Source organism: Acinetobacter sp. MYb191 (assembly GCF_037572605.1).
In the GTDB taxonomy this organism is placed as follows: domain Bacteria; phylum Pseudomonadota; class Gammaproteobacteria; order Pseudomonadales; family Moraxellaceae; genus Acinetobacter; species Acinetobacter johnsonii.
Genome location: NZ_JBBGZP010000006.1, coordinates 56715 through 71947 on the forward strand (window position 1 = coordinate 56715; position 15233 = coordinate 71947).

General features: G+C 42.8%; 17 protein-coding genes. 6 read left to right on the plus strand and 11 right to left on the minus strand.

All coding sequences use genetic code 11. The features are described 5' to 3' along the window. Nucleotides 1-96 precede the first annotated feature (96 nt). The 3 genes from WH214_RS01840 to WH214_RS01850 form a co-directional block, all read right to left on the minus strand. Nucleotides 97-459 (minus strand): HIT family protein, encoded by a 363-nt coding sequence (locus tag WH214_RS01840; protein ID WP_004691832.1) that lies wholly within the window; start codon nt 457-459, stop codon nt 97-99. A 74-nt stretch (nt 460-533) separates the two neighbouring features. Further along, nucleotides 534-1274 (minus strand): dienelactone hydrolase family protein, encoded by a 741-nt coding sequence (locus WH214_RS01845; RefSeq protein ID WP_234950961.1) that lies wholly within the window; start codon nt 1272-1274, stop codon nt 534-536. Nucleotides 1275-1440: 166 nt separating this feature from the next. Next, nucleotides 1441-1599: a DUF1328 domain-containing protein gene (locus tag WH214_RS01850; RefSeq protein ID WP_004647174.1), complete on the minus strand. Its 159-nt coding sequence runs from the start codon at nt 1597-1599 to the stop codon at nt 1441-1443. Nucleotides 1600-1801: 202 nt separating this feature from the next. On the opposite strand from WH214_RS01850, the gene WH214_RS01855 reads away from it, so the two are divergent. Beyond that, complete coding sequence (locus WH214_RS01855; RefSeq protein WP_004691829.1) at nt 1802-2254, plus strand: YcgN family cysteine cluster protein; 453 nt, start codon at nt 1802-1804, stop codon at nt 2252-2254. Nucleotides 2255-2353: 99 nt separating this feature from the next. Further along, nucleotides 2354-3631 (plus strand): replication-associated recombination protein A, encoded by a 1278-nt coding sequence (locus tag WH214_RS01860; protein ID WP_339421984.1) that lies wholly within the window; start codon nt 2354-2356, stop codon nt 3629-3631. Between the two features lie 98 nt (nt 3632-3729). Here WH214_RS01860 and WH214_RS01865 read toward each other — a convergent pair whose 3' ends face one another. Further along, complete coding sequence (locus WH214_RS01865) at nt 3730-4350, minus strand: LysE family translocator (RefSeq protein WP_339421985.1); 621 nt, start codon at nt 4348-4350, stop codon at nt 3730-3732. An 86-nt stretch (nt 4351-4436) separates the two neighbouring features. Between WH214_RS01865 and WH214_RS01870 the strand changes: the two genes are divergently transcribed. After that, the gene (locus WH214_RS01870; protein WP_339421986.1) at nt 4437-4904 is read left to right on the plus strand and encodes an Lrp/AsnC family transcriptional regulator; all 468 of its coding nucleotides are present in this window, start codon (nt 4437-4439) and stop codon (nt 4902-4904) included. Between the two features lie 143 nt (nt 4905-5047). Here the strand turns inward: WH214_RS01870 and WH214_RS01875 are convergent, their stop codons facing one another. The 7 genes from WH214_RS01875 to dapA form a co-directional block, all read right to left on the minus strand. After that, nucleotides 5048-5824 carry an ABC transporter ATP-binding protein gene (locus WH214_RS01875; protein ID WP_004691823.1) on the minus strand — a complete coding sequence of 259 codons (777 nt, stop codon included), beginning with the start codon at nt 5822-5824 and terminating at the stop codon, nt 5048-5050. A gap of 8 nt (nt 5825-5832) precedes the next feature. After that, nucleotides 5833-6546 (minus strand): ABC transporter permease, encoded by a 714-nt coding sequence (locus WH214_RS01880; RefSeq protein ID WP_004691821.1) that lies wholly within the window; start codon nt 6544-6546, stop codon nt 5833-5835. Then, on the minus strand, nt 6543-7232 hold the full coding sequence (locus tag WH214_RS01885) for an ABC transporter permease (RefSeq protein WP_339421987.1): 690 nt from the start codon (nt 7230-7232) through the stop codon (nt 6543-6545). Before WH214_RS01885 ends, WH214_RS01880 begins: the two co-directional genes overlap by 4 nt. A gap of 84 nt (nt 7233-7316) precedes the next feature. Continuing rightward, nucleotides 7317-8102, minus strand: coding sequence for an ABC transporter substrate-binding protein (locus tag WH214_RS01890; protein WP_004691819.1), 786 nt, complete (start codon nt 8100-8102; stop codon nt 7317-7319). Between the two features lie 431 nt (nt 8103-8533). Further along, nucleotides 8534-9253 carry a phosphoribosylaminoimidazolesuccinocarboxamide synthase gene (gene purC, locus WH214_RS01895; RefSeq protein WP_004691818.1) on the minus strand — a complete coding sequence of 240 codons (720 nt, stop codon included), beginning with the start codon at nt 9251-9253 and terminating at the stop codon, nt 8534-8536. Between the two features lie 36 nt (nt 9254-9289). After that, nucleotides 9290-9898 (minus strand): hypothetical protein, encoded by a 609-nt coding sequence (locus WH214_RS01900; protein ID WP_005401459.1) that lies wholly within the window; start codon nt 9896-9898, stop codon nt 9290-9292. Between the two features lie 13 nt (nt 9899-9911). Then, the gene (gene dapA, locus WH214_RS01905) at nt 9912-10811 is read right to left on the minus strand and encodes a 4-hydroxy-tetrahydrodipicolinate synthase (RefSeq protein ID WP_004691815.1); all 900 of its coding nucleotides are present in this window, start codon (nt 10809-10811) and stop codon (nt 9912-9914) included. A gap of 520 nt (nt 10812-11331) precedes the next feature. Here dapA and pncA point away from each other — a divergent pair. From pncA to ppk1, 3 genes are all read left to right on the plus strand, one after another. Further along, the gene (gene pncA / locus WH214_RS01910; RefSeq protein WP_339421988.1) at nt 11332-11970 is read left to right on the plus strand and encodes a bifunctional nicotinamidase/pyrazinamidase; all 639 of its coding nucleotides are present in this window, start codon (nt 11332-11334) and stop codon (nt 11968-11970) included. A 70-nt stretch (nt 11971-12040) separates the two neighbouring features. Continuing rightward, nucleotides 12041-13015: a bile acid:sodium symporter family protein gene (locus WH214_RS01915; RefSeq protein ID WP_339421989.1), complete on the plus strand. Its 975-nt coding sequence runs from the start codon at nt 12041-12043 to the stop codon at nt 13013-13015. Between the two features lie 145 nt (nt 13016-13160). Continuing rightward, nucleotides 13161-15224 (plus strand): polyphosphate kinase 1, encoded by a 2064-nt coding sequence (ppk1, locus tag WH214_RS01920; protein WP_339421990.1) that lies wholly within the window; start codon nt 13161-13163, stop codon nt 15222-15224. The last annotated feature ends 9 nt before the right edge of the window (nt 15225-15233 follow it).

Consider the following 15233-nt stretch of genomic DNA (forward strand, 5'->3'; position numbering starts at 1 on the left):
CAAAAAATTCGGCTTAGTATAACTGAATGTCTTTTCTGAGCCTGAGTTTTTGTGCATAAAAAATGGCGCTTACGCGCCATTTAAAACCATAAAAACTTAGTCTTTCGTCATGCCCCAACGTGCATCGAGTTTTAGCTCTTGGTCTTTGTAGCGTGGAATAATATGGATATGTAAGTGTTCAGACACATTCCCAAATATTTCACCATCATTAAAACCGATATGAAAGCCTGAAGGTTGATGACGCAATTGGAGTTCATTACGTGCCAGTTCTAGCAAAGACATTAAACTTTTACGTTCTTTGTCGGTAATGTCAAAAAATGAGCTCACATGACGTAGAGGGATAATGACACAGTGACCTTTAGACAATGCATTGGGTTCGGGCAAAATCACCCCAAAGTCGTTTTTATCAAGCACGTCATATTCATCAAAATTACAATATTGGCAGTGGGTCTCAGTCATTGTTATCTCCTCTAAAATCTAATTATGTATCCTGTTGGATCTGAAAAATCAAATATTTGAATTCTCAGCTCTAGTTAAGCACTGAGATTGCGTTCTAGCAAGTCATACATTGCATCTAGACCTTGTCTTTCGGCTTCTGGGTTATAGCCCAAGTCTACGCCATTGGCTTTGGCACGCTCATCGGCTAATGGATTGCTAAAGCCATGTTTTGCATCTTCAAAAATGATTACTTCATGGTCCACTTTTGCCGCATGCATTTCTTCACGGAAGCTGGCAACATCATCTAACGTGACCATGCTGTCTAACTCACCATGTAAAACTAAAATTTCACCCTGAATTTGACCTTCGACCGCAGGGGCTTTGGGTGCCAATGTTGCGTGGAAAGTCGCCACTGCTTTTAGTGGTGCGCCTGAGCGAGCTAAGTCTAAAACCACTTTACCGCCATAACAAAAACCAATCGCCGCCAGTTGAGTGGGATTCACTTCAGGCTGGGCTGCAAGCGTATCTAAACCTGCTTGAGCACGGTTGACGATGGTGTCTGCATCGGCAAAAGTTTGCATCATCCATTCATAGGCTTGTTTCGCATCTGTGGTGACATTTTTGTCGCCGTACATATCAATCGCTAGTGCAGCATAACCGTGTTCAGCCAGTTCACGAGCACGTTGTTCAGTATATTCATTTCGGCCCCACCATTCGGGTGCAACGATGATACCTGCATGTGGTGTTTGAGAGCTTGGTGCTGCAAAATAACCGACTAAGCGTTGTCCATCGGCTGCGTTATATTGAATTTCTCGAGTTTGAATACTGATTGTCATGCTCAAATCCTGATAGATGATCTGTTCTGATTAAAGCATAAAAACTTTTACAAGGATTTGAAAAATATTCCGATCTAGATGAGAAATGTGAGAAATTATTTTTAAAGGCACATATAAAAAAAGAAGGATCTGAATCCTTCTTTTTAGTGATTAAGCGTAATGTGCTTTAGACTTTGCCACGGGATAAAAATCCGACAATCGCAAGAATCACAGCAATCACCAATAAAATAATCGCAAAGTCTTTGGATAAACCTGCTACGCCGCCAAAACCAAGTAAACTTGCAATCAGTGCAATCACTGCGAAGATAATCGCCCAACGAAACATAATTTTTCTCCATAGATGTTCTTATTTATTACTCTATTAGTATAGAAAGAAGGTTCGGACACACTGTGTTGCTTTTGTTTAAAAAGTGTTCTGTTTGTATTTTAAGTTTATGAATATGATGTAAATATTGACACTTTAGATAGCTCTGAAAGCCATCTGACTATAGGTTATAATAGTGCATTCAGTTTTATTGGCAGTGGTTATGTCCAACGAATTAAGACCAGAGTTTTGGAAGCATTATGCGCTCACTGAGCTACGTTCAGCAGAGTGGGAAGCGTTGTGTGATGGTTGTGGTCTATGCTGTCTGGTGAAACTTGAAGATGAAGAAAGCCAAGAAGTCGCCTATACCAAAGTGGCCTGTAAACTGCTGGACTGTCAAACGGCCAGTTGTCGGGATTATCCGAACCGCAAGCAGCATGTGCCCGATTGTATCCAGCTCACGCCCGAACTTTTAGACACGATTCATTGGTTACCACCGAGCTGTGCTTATCGCCGTCTGCATGAAGGTAAAAATTTGCCCAGATGGCACTATTTGAACACGGGCTCACGTCAAAGTATTCTGAAAGCCAAAAAGTCTGCAGCAGGACGCTGTATTTCTGAAGAAGAGGTTCAGGATGACGACATTGAAGACTATATTGTGCGTTGGGTTCGCTAGTCGATAAAAGCACCATCAAATTGCATGAAAAGCTTGTGTCATTTGCCTGAATTTGCCATAACATAAGCATTCGATGAACGCATGATAAGTCCTAGCCCTATGTCCGATAGCAATATTCCACTGCCTGAACGTTTACGCCCGCGTGATTTATCTGAAATTATTGGGCAGGATCACTTATTGGGTGAGCAGGCACCGCTCCGCCAAATGATCGATCAAGGGCATTTGCCATCGATTATTTTTTGGGGGCCGCCAGGCGTGGGAAAAACCACTATTGCTTTATTGCTGGCGCAAGCGATCGACCGACCATTTGTCAGCTTATCTGCACTCAATACGGGGGTTAAAGAGCTTCGTGAGATCATTGCTGATGGCGGAGATTTAATGCCACCTGTGGTGTTTATTGACGAAATTCATCGTTTTAACAAATCACAGCAAGATGCCTTACTGAATGCAGTGGAGAAAGGCAAAATTACCCTCATTGGTGCCACCACCGAAAATCCTTCTTTTGAAGTGAACAGCGCGCTGCTGTCACGTTGTCAGGTCTATACCTTAAATGCGCTCGATGCCGATGCGATTCAAACTTTATTACTGCAAGCAATTAAGAACGATAAGTTTTTAAAAGAGCGTTATATTCAGATTGAAGAATTTGAAGCACTGGTGCAGTTTGCCGCAGGTGATGCCCGCAAAGCCTTGAATTTAATTGAACTGATTGCGGGCACCTTCGAACCTGACGTTGAAAATATCGTGACCAATGCAATGGTGGTCAAAGTTGCACAGCAAAATATCGCCCGTTATGACAAATCGGGTGAGCAGCATTATGATTTGGTGTCGGCTTTTATTAAGTCGATTCGAGGGAGTGATCCTGATGCCACTTTGTATTGGATGGCACGTATGCTCAAAGGTGGTGAAGATCCTGTTTTTATTGCCCGTCGGATGTTGATTGCAGCCTCTGAGGACATTGGCAACTCAAACCCCAATGCACTGCTGCTTGCTGGAGAATGCTTCCGTTCTGTTCAAGCGGTGGGCATGCCAGAGTGTCGAATTATTCTTGGGCAGTGTGCGGTTTATTTGGCGACCAGTGCCAAAAGTAACAGTACTTATCTTGCGATCAATAAAGCCTTGGACTTGGCTGAAAAAACAGCGAATTTACCTGTGCCGCTGCATTTAAGAAATGCTCCGACCAAGTTGATGAAAGAGCAGGGCTATGGCGTCGACTACTTGTATCCGCACAACTATCCAGAGCATTTTGTGATGCAAGAATATTTACCCCCTGAGCTCAAAGGGACCAAACTGTATGAGTCGGCACGCAATAAGCGTGAGGTTGAGGGTGAGCGTTTACAGCAACGCCGTTGGCAACAAGAACAGCAACAGCAGCAGTAATAAAAAAGCCTGATTCACAAATCAGGCTTTTTACTTTTGGGGCATAGGATTTAGTCACATTCATTGAGCAGTTTTTTTCTTTAAGCACGGTAGCTTTTTTATGTTCCGATGTGCGTATTCATCAATTTTAATGCCGCAGGTAACACAGCGACCAATAAGGCGATTGCCATCGTGATGTTAAAGCTCAAGGCAAAGCGCGGTTTCATCAGATATTGGCGTAAGAAAAGGCCACCGACTGCCCAAACCCCGACACATGGAATGGAAACCACCATTAAAATTAGGGCCGCATAAAGAATATCGCTGACATGATGGTTTAAAGCAAAATAAGTGGCAATGGTGTTGATGGAGATAATCCACGCTTTGGGATTGACCCACTGAAAAAGAGCCCCTTGTAGAAAACCCATCGATGGTTTTTGTTCTAATTCGATGTTGAGTGGCCCACTGGACGCAATTTTCCATGCGAGCCATAGAATATAAGCCGTGCCGATCAGACTTAAAATAAATTGGAGCTGGGGCAGGGCCAGAAACACCTGATTTAACCCGATGCCGATGGCGAAGAGTTGCACGGCCACACCAAAGGCAATGCCTAAAACCAGAGGTAGGGTTTTACTGATGCCAAATCGTGCACCAGACAGCATGACCAGTGCATTATTGGGCCCAGGCGTGCAGGTCATCACGACACAGAACAGCAGATAAGAGACAAACAGTGAAGCGTTCATAAAGGGGGTGGAGTAATCAAATAAATATCATTTTATTGTTGATCTATCACAATTTGGTTGTATATTGATCGTTAATATTGAGTTTTATGCAACAAATGATTGAATTAGATCGATTAGACCGAAAAATATTGTTCGAGCTTGAGCGCGATGCACATTTAACCAATATTAAACTGGCAGAACGCGTGGGTTTGTCACCTTCGGCCTGTTTACGACGTGTGCAAGAGTTAGAAAGAGTAGGTGTGATTCGAGGCTATAAAGCGGTGATTGACCGTTCGCTTTTGGGTATCGGCTTAACGGTTTATGTGACCATCGGGCTGTCCTGTCACTCAAAGGAAAGCTTGAGTCAGTTTGAGGATGTGATTACTGCAACGGATGAAGTCACAGAGTGTCATACCATTACAGGCTCGGTTGAGTATTTGCTTAGGGTTGAAGTGGCTGACATTAAGTCTTATAAAAAGTTTCATACTGATGTTTTGGGAACGATTCCTTCCATTAGCTCGATCACCAGTTTTTTGGTGATGGATACCACTAAAAATCGATACACCAATCTATAAATGCTTAGATCGGAAGATAAAAACCGAGCGAAACTGCTCGGTTTTTATCTGACTACATATCGCTTCGTGGGATGAGCTTTATCTTTTCAACTAAGCATTGAGTGTTGAATCATTGCTGCATCAACCTCTTGAGGGCTATTCAATTATTTAAAGTTACCTTCTAAAAACTGTTGCAGGCGTTCACTTTTGGGGTGAATCAAAACCTCTTTCGGATCACCTTGTTCTTCAATTTTGCCTTGATCTAAGAAAATAACATGATTGGACACATGGCGTGCGAAGCCCATTTCATGGGTGACCACAATCATAGTTCGGCCTTCTTCAGCCAAACTTTGCATCACTTTCAATACCTCACCCACTAGTTCAGGGTCTAGAGCACTGGTCGGTTCATCAAACAACATCACTTCAGGTTCCATCGCTAAGGCACGGGCAATTGCAACACGCTGTTGTTGTCCTCCTGACAAAAAAGATGGATATTTCTTTTCCACACTTTCTGCGAGCCCAACTTTTCTTAAATATTTTCGCGCACGCTCTTCCGCCTCACTCCGCTTTAGCCCCAAGACATGAATGGGTCCTTCAATAATATTTTCTAATACCGTCATATGCGACCATAAATTGAAATGTTGAAAGACCATCATCAGTTGGGTGCGCATTTTTTGCAGTTGTTTGGGATTTGTCGCTTTGAGATCGCCATTTTTATCTAAAGTGGTCTCTAACTGTTCACCATTGAGCTGAATGCTGCCTTGGCTTGGTTGTTCTAGAAAATTGATGCAACGAAGAAAGGTACTTTTACCTGAACCTGAGGAACCAATAATACTAATCACATCACCTGCGCGTGCCTCTAGTGAAACCCCTTTTAAGACTTCATGATCGCCAAAACTTTTACAAAGGTCTCGAATCACCAGTTTTGCTGAATTTTCCATTGTTTCTCCTAATGATTCGATGGTTTTAAAAACGCCAACCAGCGTTGTTCCAATTTACGAAAGATCCAAATGAGGATAAATGCCAGACAGGCATACAGCACAGCGGCAATGCCAAAGGCATCAAACGTGGCATAAGTGGCAGCATTGACATCCCGTGCAATTTTGAGAATATCAGGCACGGTTGCAGTGAAGGCAATGGTGGTTGCGTGCAGCATCAAAATGACTTCATTGCCATAAAACGGCAATGCTCGGCGTAGCATCGAGGGAATAATAATGCGGGTATAGCGTTTCCAAGGCGACATTCCAAAGGCTTTTGCTGCCTCAATTTCGCCGTAGGGAATCGAACGTATGGCCCCTGCAAAAATTTCAGTGGTATAAGCTGCTGTATTGAGTGCAAACGCTAAAATGGTGCAATTAAGCCCCTCTCTAAAAAACTCATCGAGCCGTTCATGCGCATGCACAAATTCGAGACTATAAATCCCAGTATAGATAATCAGTAGCTGCACATATAAGGGGGTACCACGGAAAATATAAGTAAAAAACCAAACAGGTCCACGTACAAAAGCATGCTCAGAAACTCGAGCAATTGACAAAGGCACAGCCAGAACAAAACCAATCGCAATCGATAAGACCAGTAGCCACGCGGTCATGGCGACCCCAGTCATTTGAAAACCATCGGTCCACAGATAGGACTGCCAGTATTGTTGAATAATTTCAATCATAGTTGTCCCTTTTTCACACCAGCAGAATAACGACGTTCCAGCCACATGAGAATCAAATTCGAAAGGGTGGTGATGGCCAGATAAATGACGGCTGCAACAATACTGAAATAGAACACTTGCATGCTGCTTCGACCTGCATCTTGGGTAATTTTAACGATGTCGGTCAAACCAATTAAGGACACCAAGGCGGTGGCTTTGATGAGGACTTGCCAGTTATTGCCAATCCCCGGTAAGGCAAAACGCATCATTTGTGGAAAGAGGACACGCCTGAAGACTTGAAATGGGGTCATGCCATAGGCATATGCAGCTTCAAGTTGCCCTTTGGGGACGGCTTGAAATGCGCCACGGAAGGTTTCCGTAAAATAGGCCCCATAAATAAAAGCTAAAGTAATCACCCCTGCCACAAAGGGATTGATGTCAATTTGCTCCATATGGATCGATTCGGTAATCGAGTTCAATCCAAGTTGCAGGCTATAGAACAACAACAACATGATCACCAGATCAGGAACACTACGAATGAGCGTGGTATAGAGGGTTGCAACATGACGTAAGATTTTAATACGAGAGAGTTTGGCACTTGCCCCAAACAATCCAATAATGATCGAAAGTAGCAGTGATAACAAAGCAAGCTGTATGGTCATCCAAGTGCCACTGAGTAATACGGGACCATAGCCAGACAGAAACATACTCAGTTTCTCCGAGTAAAAATATAAAATTTTATAAATCAGCAATATATATAGGGTGTCGGTATTTAACCGACACCCTATAAATTAATAAATGCTGAAGGAGAAGTATTTTTTCTCGAGTTTCTTATAGGTGCCGTCGGCAATAATTTCAGCTAATGCTTTATCAATATTCTTTTTCAGATCGACATCTTCTTTACGTAAGCCGATTGCAGCACCTACACCGAGTGTTTTGGCATCGACCACATTATTGCCTGCAAAAGCAAAGCCTTTGCCTTTGGCCGATTTTAGGAAACCAGCATCGACCATAATCGCATCTTGTAATGTTGCATCTAGACGTCCCGAAACCATGTCTTGGTAAAGCACGTCTTGGTTTGGATAAGGAACCACATTCACACCTTTAGGCGCCCAATAGGCTTTTGCATAGCCTTCTTGAATCGTACCTTGTTGTACACCCACACGTTTGCCTTTTAGGGATGCAGGAGTAGGGAGTAAAGGAGAGCCTTTCTTTGCAACCATGCGAGTAGGCGTGTTGTAAATTTTATTACTAAACGCGATTTGTTTTGCGCGATCCGTAGTGACCGTCATTGAAGACAGAATACCGTCGAATTTCTTCGCTTTGAGCGCAGGAATCATCCCATCAAAGGAGTTTTCTACCCAGACGCATTTGGCTTTTAATTTGGCACAAATGGCATTGCCCAAGTCGATGTCAAAACCGACCAGCTTATTGTCTGGTGTTTTATATTCAAAAGGTGCATACGCAGATTCTGTGCCAAAACGAATGGTTTTCCATTCTTTTGCTTGGACAGTACTGCTTAGTGCTACGGCTACGAATGTAGTGGAAAGTAGTAATTTTTTTTGCCAGTTTTTCATTTTAAATATAGCCATCCGTAAAAAATCAAATCTACAAAATAAGACGAAGATAGAACTTACCCTACTGAGTACTTTTGAATAAAAGCAACATCTATACCAGTTTTCTGCTCTTAGGGGATCGATGGATCTTGTCGCCATGAGAGATGAGGAAATAAGGGTATTTTTTCGGTTGGAATAATTTTTATCTGAGAACGTCCTGTTCATATGTTTTTATCATATTAAAAAATGAAGTTGAGACATAGCTGAAATATACCTTAAGTCTTGTGCGCTATGACGTACAGGATTGTTGATTTTTTAACAGTGGCTCAATGTTTTACAAGACTATTTTTCAGTGCTGAATAGCTCACAAATAAACTGAAGTACTGTATAGCTGTGAAGCTGAAAACAAAAAACCGAGCGTTTAAACTCGGTTTTCTTGAATCTGTAATTGATTAGATATCAGAAAGGTCGATACCTAAACGTGCAGCAACTTCTTCATAAGCTTCAACCACACCACCTAAACCTTGACGGAAACGGTCTTTGTCGAGTTTTTTCTTGGTTTCTTTGTCCCATAGACGACAACCGTCTGGAGAGAACTCATCACCTAGAACAATACGGTCGTGGAATACACCAAACTCAAGTTTGAAGTCCACAAGTAGCATGCCACCTTGGTCAAATAAGTTTTTAAGCACTTCGTTCACTTGGTAAGTGAGGACTTTCATTTGCTCAAGTTGCTCAGCAGTTGCCCAACCTAAAGCAATCGCTTGAGACTCATTGACCATTGGGTCACCAAGTGCATCGTCTTTGAAGAATAATTCGAAAGTCGGCGGTGTTAATTCCTTGCCTTCTTCTACACCTAAGCGACGGCATAAAGAACCTGCTGCATAATTACGAATTACACATTCAACAGGGATCATGCTGAGTTTTTTCACTAGAACTTCTGTTGGAGAAAGAAGTTTTTCAAAGTGAGTCTCAATGCCAGCCGCAGCCAATTTATCCATGATAAAGGCGTTAAAACGGTTGTTCACCTTACCTTTACGATCTAGTTGTTCGATCTTTTCACCATTGAATGCCGAAGCATCATCACGAAAGACTAAAATCAGGTGGTCTGCACTGTCTGTTTCATAGACAGATTTCGCTTTACCAGTATAGAGCAAGGTTTGTTTTAACATGAGGGAACCTTTTTCAAAAAAAAATGCCTAGTACGACTAGGCTGGCCAATTTTGGTAAATCTGGGTTAACAATTCTGTGGCTTTTTCAGGCGCTGCAAAACTGTTATCGGCATTGAACACAGCGAGGTTGTTGCTGCTACCGACCGCGGTCAGTCTTAACACATAGACCTGTTGATCGATTTTAATGGTTGCTTCATAACCATTTTTGCTTTGACCAACAATTTGATGGTTGAGGCTGCTGAGGGTGGCAAGCGTATATTGCCAAATTGTAGCAGAATTTCCCTCAATTTTGAGCAGCGGATTCTTATTTCCGTCAATAATCAATTGAGGGCGACTCACAGCTGTATCAACTGTTTCCGTTGATTCTGCATTCGACATGACTTGAGCAGCTTGAGGGCGCGGCATTGCAAAACGGTTTCCGCGCTTGTTTTCAAGTACAGGTGCATGTTCAAGAGCGAGTGCTTCAACCGTTGGAGCTGGATACAACGGCGTTGCAGGTCGAACCATAGAGCCTTCAGGGTACTTAAGAGGTTCTAAGGTTGCTGTTTCTTTATAGTCCAAACTACCGTTATTGACTGCAAGGGAACTACAACCCGCTAAACTGACGACTGAAAGTGCGAGAGTAAGACCTAAACGTAATTGCATATTGATGTGCTCTTTATTTAATGACACCCGCCGTTGTGAGTGCTTCACGGAGCGGTGTGCGATATTGTTCTGCAAGTGGTGTTAATGGTAAACGAATACCCGTTTCGATTAACTCCATTTCATGAAGTGCCCATTTCACAGGAATTGGGTTTGATTCGCAAAATAGAATTTCGTGTAAATTTGCAACTTGGGTATTTAGGTTTTCTGCTTTTTCAGCTTCGCCTGCCAGTGCTGCCGCGCAAACATCGCTCATTTCTTTGGGTGCAACGTTTGCAGTCACAGAAATATTGCCTTTTGCTCCCGACAGAATCAGTTGATAAGCTGTTGCATCATCACCTGAATAGACGGTCATCGCTTTGCCAGCAAGGCCTTCGAGCAGGGCTTGACCACGAGGGACATCACCTGTGGCATCTTTGATGCCCACAATTTGAGGAATATCGGCCAAACGAATGACCGTTTCATTCGCCATATCGACACCTGTACGACCAGGTACGTTATACAGAATTTGAGGAAGATCAACAGCTTCAGCAATAGCTTTATAGTGCTGATATAAGCCTTCTTGGGTCGGTTTATTATAATAAGGGGTAACCAGAAGAGCAGCATCTGCACCGAGTTCTTTGGCTTCTTTAGTCAACTCGATGGCTTCACGCGTTGAATTCGCGCCAGTACCCGCAATAATAGGGATGCGTTTGTTCGCGACACGAATGATTTCTTTAATCACTTGTGTATGCTCTTTCATGCTTAGAGTAGACGCTTCACCCGTTGTACCGACAGCAACAATGCTATTTGTGCCTTGTGCGATGTGCCACTCAACGAGCTTCTCTAGACCCTTCCAATCTACGCTGCCATCTTCAAACATAGGGGTGACGATTGCGACAATTGAGCCTTGGATGGTCTGTGCTTGCTGAGTCATTTTAAAAAAATATCCTATTTGTCCATCCAGTTAAGCCAGAAAAACATAAGATTGGATGGGTGCGTATTTTAATTTATAGCATTTTCAAAGCGCTGATGCATTGAATAATGCTTATGCAAATTATGAACGAACACAACATGAAGAACAATATGCTTTAGTCAAAGTGTATAAAAACTTTATCTTTCGCTACAAAAATACAGCTTGTTCAAATGGTAGACAAAGAAAAGCATCTCAATCGAGCATTAGAAGCCGATCAAATTGAATATTGGGTTATAAGCTTCTATAAACGTCAGGATTTTAACGCTTACACGATCTCTCTAAACAGCGATGATATCGTCCTTTTAACGTTATAGATCAATGTCCAGCATTTTATTCTATATTCTATTTTCGCTTCAATTTGCCGCAATACCCATTGCACTAAAGGCTGCGGTCATTTAATTTTGACCCGCGAGGATGAATACTGTTTTATAAATTAAGCTAAGCTTAGCCTTCGAGCGTAGAACAAAAAGGACAGAGAATAATGCAGAAGAATATGGCATTGATTGTGGTGGATGTACAAAATGGTTTTACGCCTGGTGGAAATTTAGCGGTAGCAGGATCAGATCAAATTATTCCTAAAATTAATCAGCTTGGCGATTATTTTGACACTATTGTACTCACTCAAGATTGGCATCCTGAAAATCATATTTCTTTTGCAGACAATCACCCCGATCAACAAGCCTTTCAAACGATTGAATTAGACTACGGCACACAAGTGCTCTGGCCACGTCACTGTGTACAAGGTACACAGGATGCGGAATTGCATCCCGATCTCGATCTTGCCAAAGCGCAGTTGATCATTCGTAAAGGATGTCATGCGCACATTGATAGTTATTCTGCTTTTTTAGAAGCGGATCATAAATCCCAGACGGGACTCGCAGGCTATTTAAGAGAGCGTGGGATTGATACCGTGTTTATTGTTGGGATTGCAACTGACTTTTGTGTGGCATGGACGGCAATAGATGCCTGTAAACTCGGTTTTCAAACCTATGTGATTGCTGATGCCACCAAAGGTATTGATTTACATGGTTCTTTACAACATGCATGGCAAGAAATGCTAGCCCATGGTGTGAAACGTCTGTATTGCAAAGATATTGTGCAACAATATGCCGTGAATTGATGCGCTGAGCCAATCGGCTCACCTCAATCACCAATATCGACATTATAAAAACATGCAGTAGGGAAAGGTCATGGGCACTTTTTTAAAATTTACCGCTTGGATTCAAAAAACCTTTGCTCTATGGGTCGTGTTATTTGCAGGCATTGCGCTCCTGAGCCCTGAAACTTTTGTTTGGATGAAAGCTTATATCACGTGGATGTTGGGTCTAATCATGTTTGGTATGGGCATGACCATGACATTGGATGATTTTAAAGGGGTGATGCAAAGCCCTAAAGCGGTTGCAATTGGGGTAGCAGCTCAGTTTGTGGTGATGCCAAGCGTGGCTTATCTGTTGTGTTTATTATTTCGCTTGCCGACTGAAATTGTGATCGGGGTGATTTTGGTAGGTTGTTGTCCGGGTGGTACTGCATCCAATGTGATTACTTACATGGCGAAAGGCAACACGGCTTTGTCTGTCGCATGTACTACGGTATCGACCTTATTGGCGCCCGTTCTGACTCCAGCGATTTTCTATCTGTTGGCCAGCCAATGGATTGAAATTAATGCATGGTCGATGCTGAGTTCAATTTTACAGGTGGTTCTGTTCCCGATTATTTTAGGGCTGGTGATACGCGCCGTGCTGAAACAGAAAGTCGAAAGTTATATTTCGGTGATGCCGTTAATTTCAGTGGTCGCAATTGTGCTGATTGTGGCAGCGATTATTGGCGGCTCAAAAGCACAAATTTTAGAATCAGGCTTATTGATTTTAGCTGTGGTGGCGTTACATAACGCGATTGGTTATTTACTTGGCTTTGGAGCAGCACGAATGTTTCACTTGCCACATGCAGACTGTAAAGCGGTCTCGATTGAGGTCGGTATGCAAAACTCAGGACTAGGCGTGGCTTTGGCTGCTGTGCATTTTGCCGCTTCGCCAATTACGGCAGTACCCAGTGCGATCTTTAGTTTGTGGCATAACATTTCAGGGCCAATTTTAGCCAGTTATTGGGCCGCGAAAGCAGACGCTACAGCCAAGAAAAAAAGTGAAAAGGAACATATGTCGGTTTGAATACTGTACGCTGTTGCAGCTTTAAGCATAAAGTCAGGATGAATTTTCTATTTGGCATGAAGTTGTAACTAAACTGTCATAAAGACTACCTAACATCCCTGCCAAACACTTCATAACAGACTGTTGCAAACAGCATTGAGAGGGTATGGATAATTTTCAGCATTCATCGGCGACGTATTTTAACCGAGAGTTATCGTTATTTGAGTTTCATCAGCGGGTTTTAGCACAAGCATTAGATCCGAGTTTGCCAGTGCTGGAGCGTTTAACTTTTTTAATTATTTTTTCACGTAATTTAGATGAGTTTTTTGAAATTCGTATTGCTGGCTTGATGAAACAACGCGATATGAATGTGATAGCACGAACCCCCGATGCTGTTCCCACTGAAGTGATATTAGAAGACCTGTCCGAATCCATTCATTGTGCCGTCAAAAAACAGTTTGAAGTTTTAAATCATTCGATTTTGCCTGAGTTACAAGCGCAGGGCATTCAGTTCATCCAGTTCCAAGACATTTTAGAAAAACATAAAGCGTGGATTGCAGAATATTTTGCCAAAGAAATTCAACCCGTTTTGACCCCAATCAGCTTAGATCCGTCACACCCTTTTCCTCGCCTCGTGAATAAAAGTCTGAATTTCATTGTGAGTTTACAAGGTAAAGATGCTTTTGGACGAAGCATTGAAATGGCGATTGTCCCAGCGCCGCGCTCATTACCGCGTTTAATTCAGATGCCGAAAAACGTGGCAGGCAATATCGACACGCAGATTTTTTTAACCGCAATGATTCAGCAGCACATCAGCGATCTGTTTCCAGGGATGAAAGCCACGGGTTGTTATGCTTTTCGTGTGACGCGTAATGCTGATCTGATTTTGTCGGAAGATGTTGATGATTTGGCGGTGGCACTGAAAGATGAGTTGTCTTCACGCCGTTTTGGTCGCGCGGTGCGTTTAGAAATCGAAGATGACTGCCCCGAAGCGGTGATTGCTTATCTGCTCAAGGAATTTGATTTAACTGAGCAGGAGCTTTATCGCATTGATGGGCCGATCAATCTTTCACGCCTCAGTACCAGTTGTGACCGACCTGAATTGAAGCATCCAGTTTTTATTTCAGTCATTCCCAAAGTTTTGCGTAAACAAAAAAGTACCTTTGATACCTTAAAAGCACAGGATGTGTTATTGCATCATCCTTTTGATTCTTTTCAGCCTGTGATTGGTTTATTAAAAGAAGCAGCGAAAGACCCAAATGTGCTGGCGATTAAACAAACGCTCTACCGCAGTGGACCTGACTCTGAAATTGTACAGGTCTTGGCAGAAGCAGCACGAAATGGCAAGGAAGTCACAGCTGTGATTGAGTTACGGGCGCGTTTCGATGAAGAGTCGAATATTACTGTAGCGAATATTTTGCAAGAAGCGGGTGCGGTGGTGGTATATGGCATTGTCGGCTATAAAACCCATGCCAAAATGATTTTGATCGTGCGCCGTGAAAATGCTCAGTTGATCCGTTATGCCCATCTGGGCACAGGCAATTATCATGCGGGTAATGCGCGTATGTATACCGACTATGGGTTGATGACCACACAGCCTGACATTTGTGAAGATGTACACCGTATGTTCCAAGAACTAACGGGAATGGGAAAAATGGCCAAGTTGAAGGCGTTGTTACATGCGCCTTTTACGTTACACAGTGAACTGTTAAAACTGATTGAGCAAGAAATTCAGTTTGCGCTAGCCGGTCAAAAGGCGCGTATCATCATTAAAGTCAATGCTTTAACGGAACCTCAGTTAATTGCCGCACTGTATCGTGCGTCACAAGCAGGGGTACAGGTCGATCTGATTATCCGTTCGATCTGTTGTTTGATTCCACAGGTCCAAGGCATGTCTGAGAATATTCGTGTGCGTTCGATTGTGGGCCGTTTTCTGGAACATACCCGCGTGTATTGTTTTGAGCATGGCGGTGAGAAAAAGCTGTACTGTGCCAGCGCAGACTGGATGGGACGTAATTTATTTTCGCGTGTTGAAACCTGCTTTCCAATATTAGATCGCGTTTTGAAAAAGCAGATTTATAAAGACGGATTAATCAGTTACTTAAATGATTGTTTGAATGCTTGGGAGCTACAAGCCGATGGTCATTGGCTTAAAGTGGCCTATTCCGATCCAGAGCAAAGGTATAGTGCGCAGCAACATTTAATTGCGCAGAAGCAACTCAAAATTTAACAGTTACCA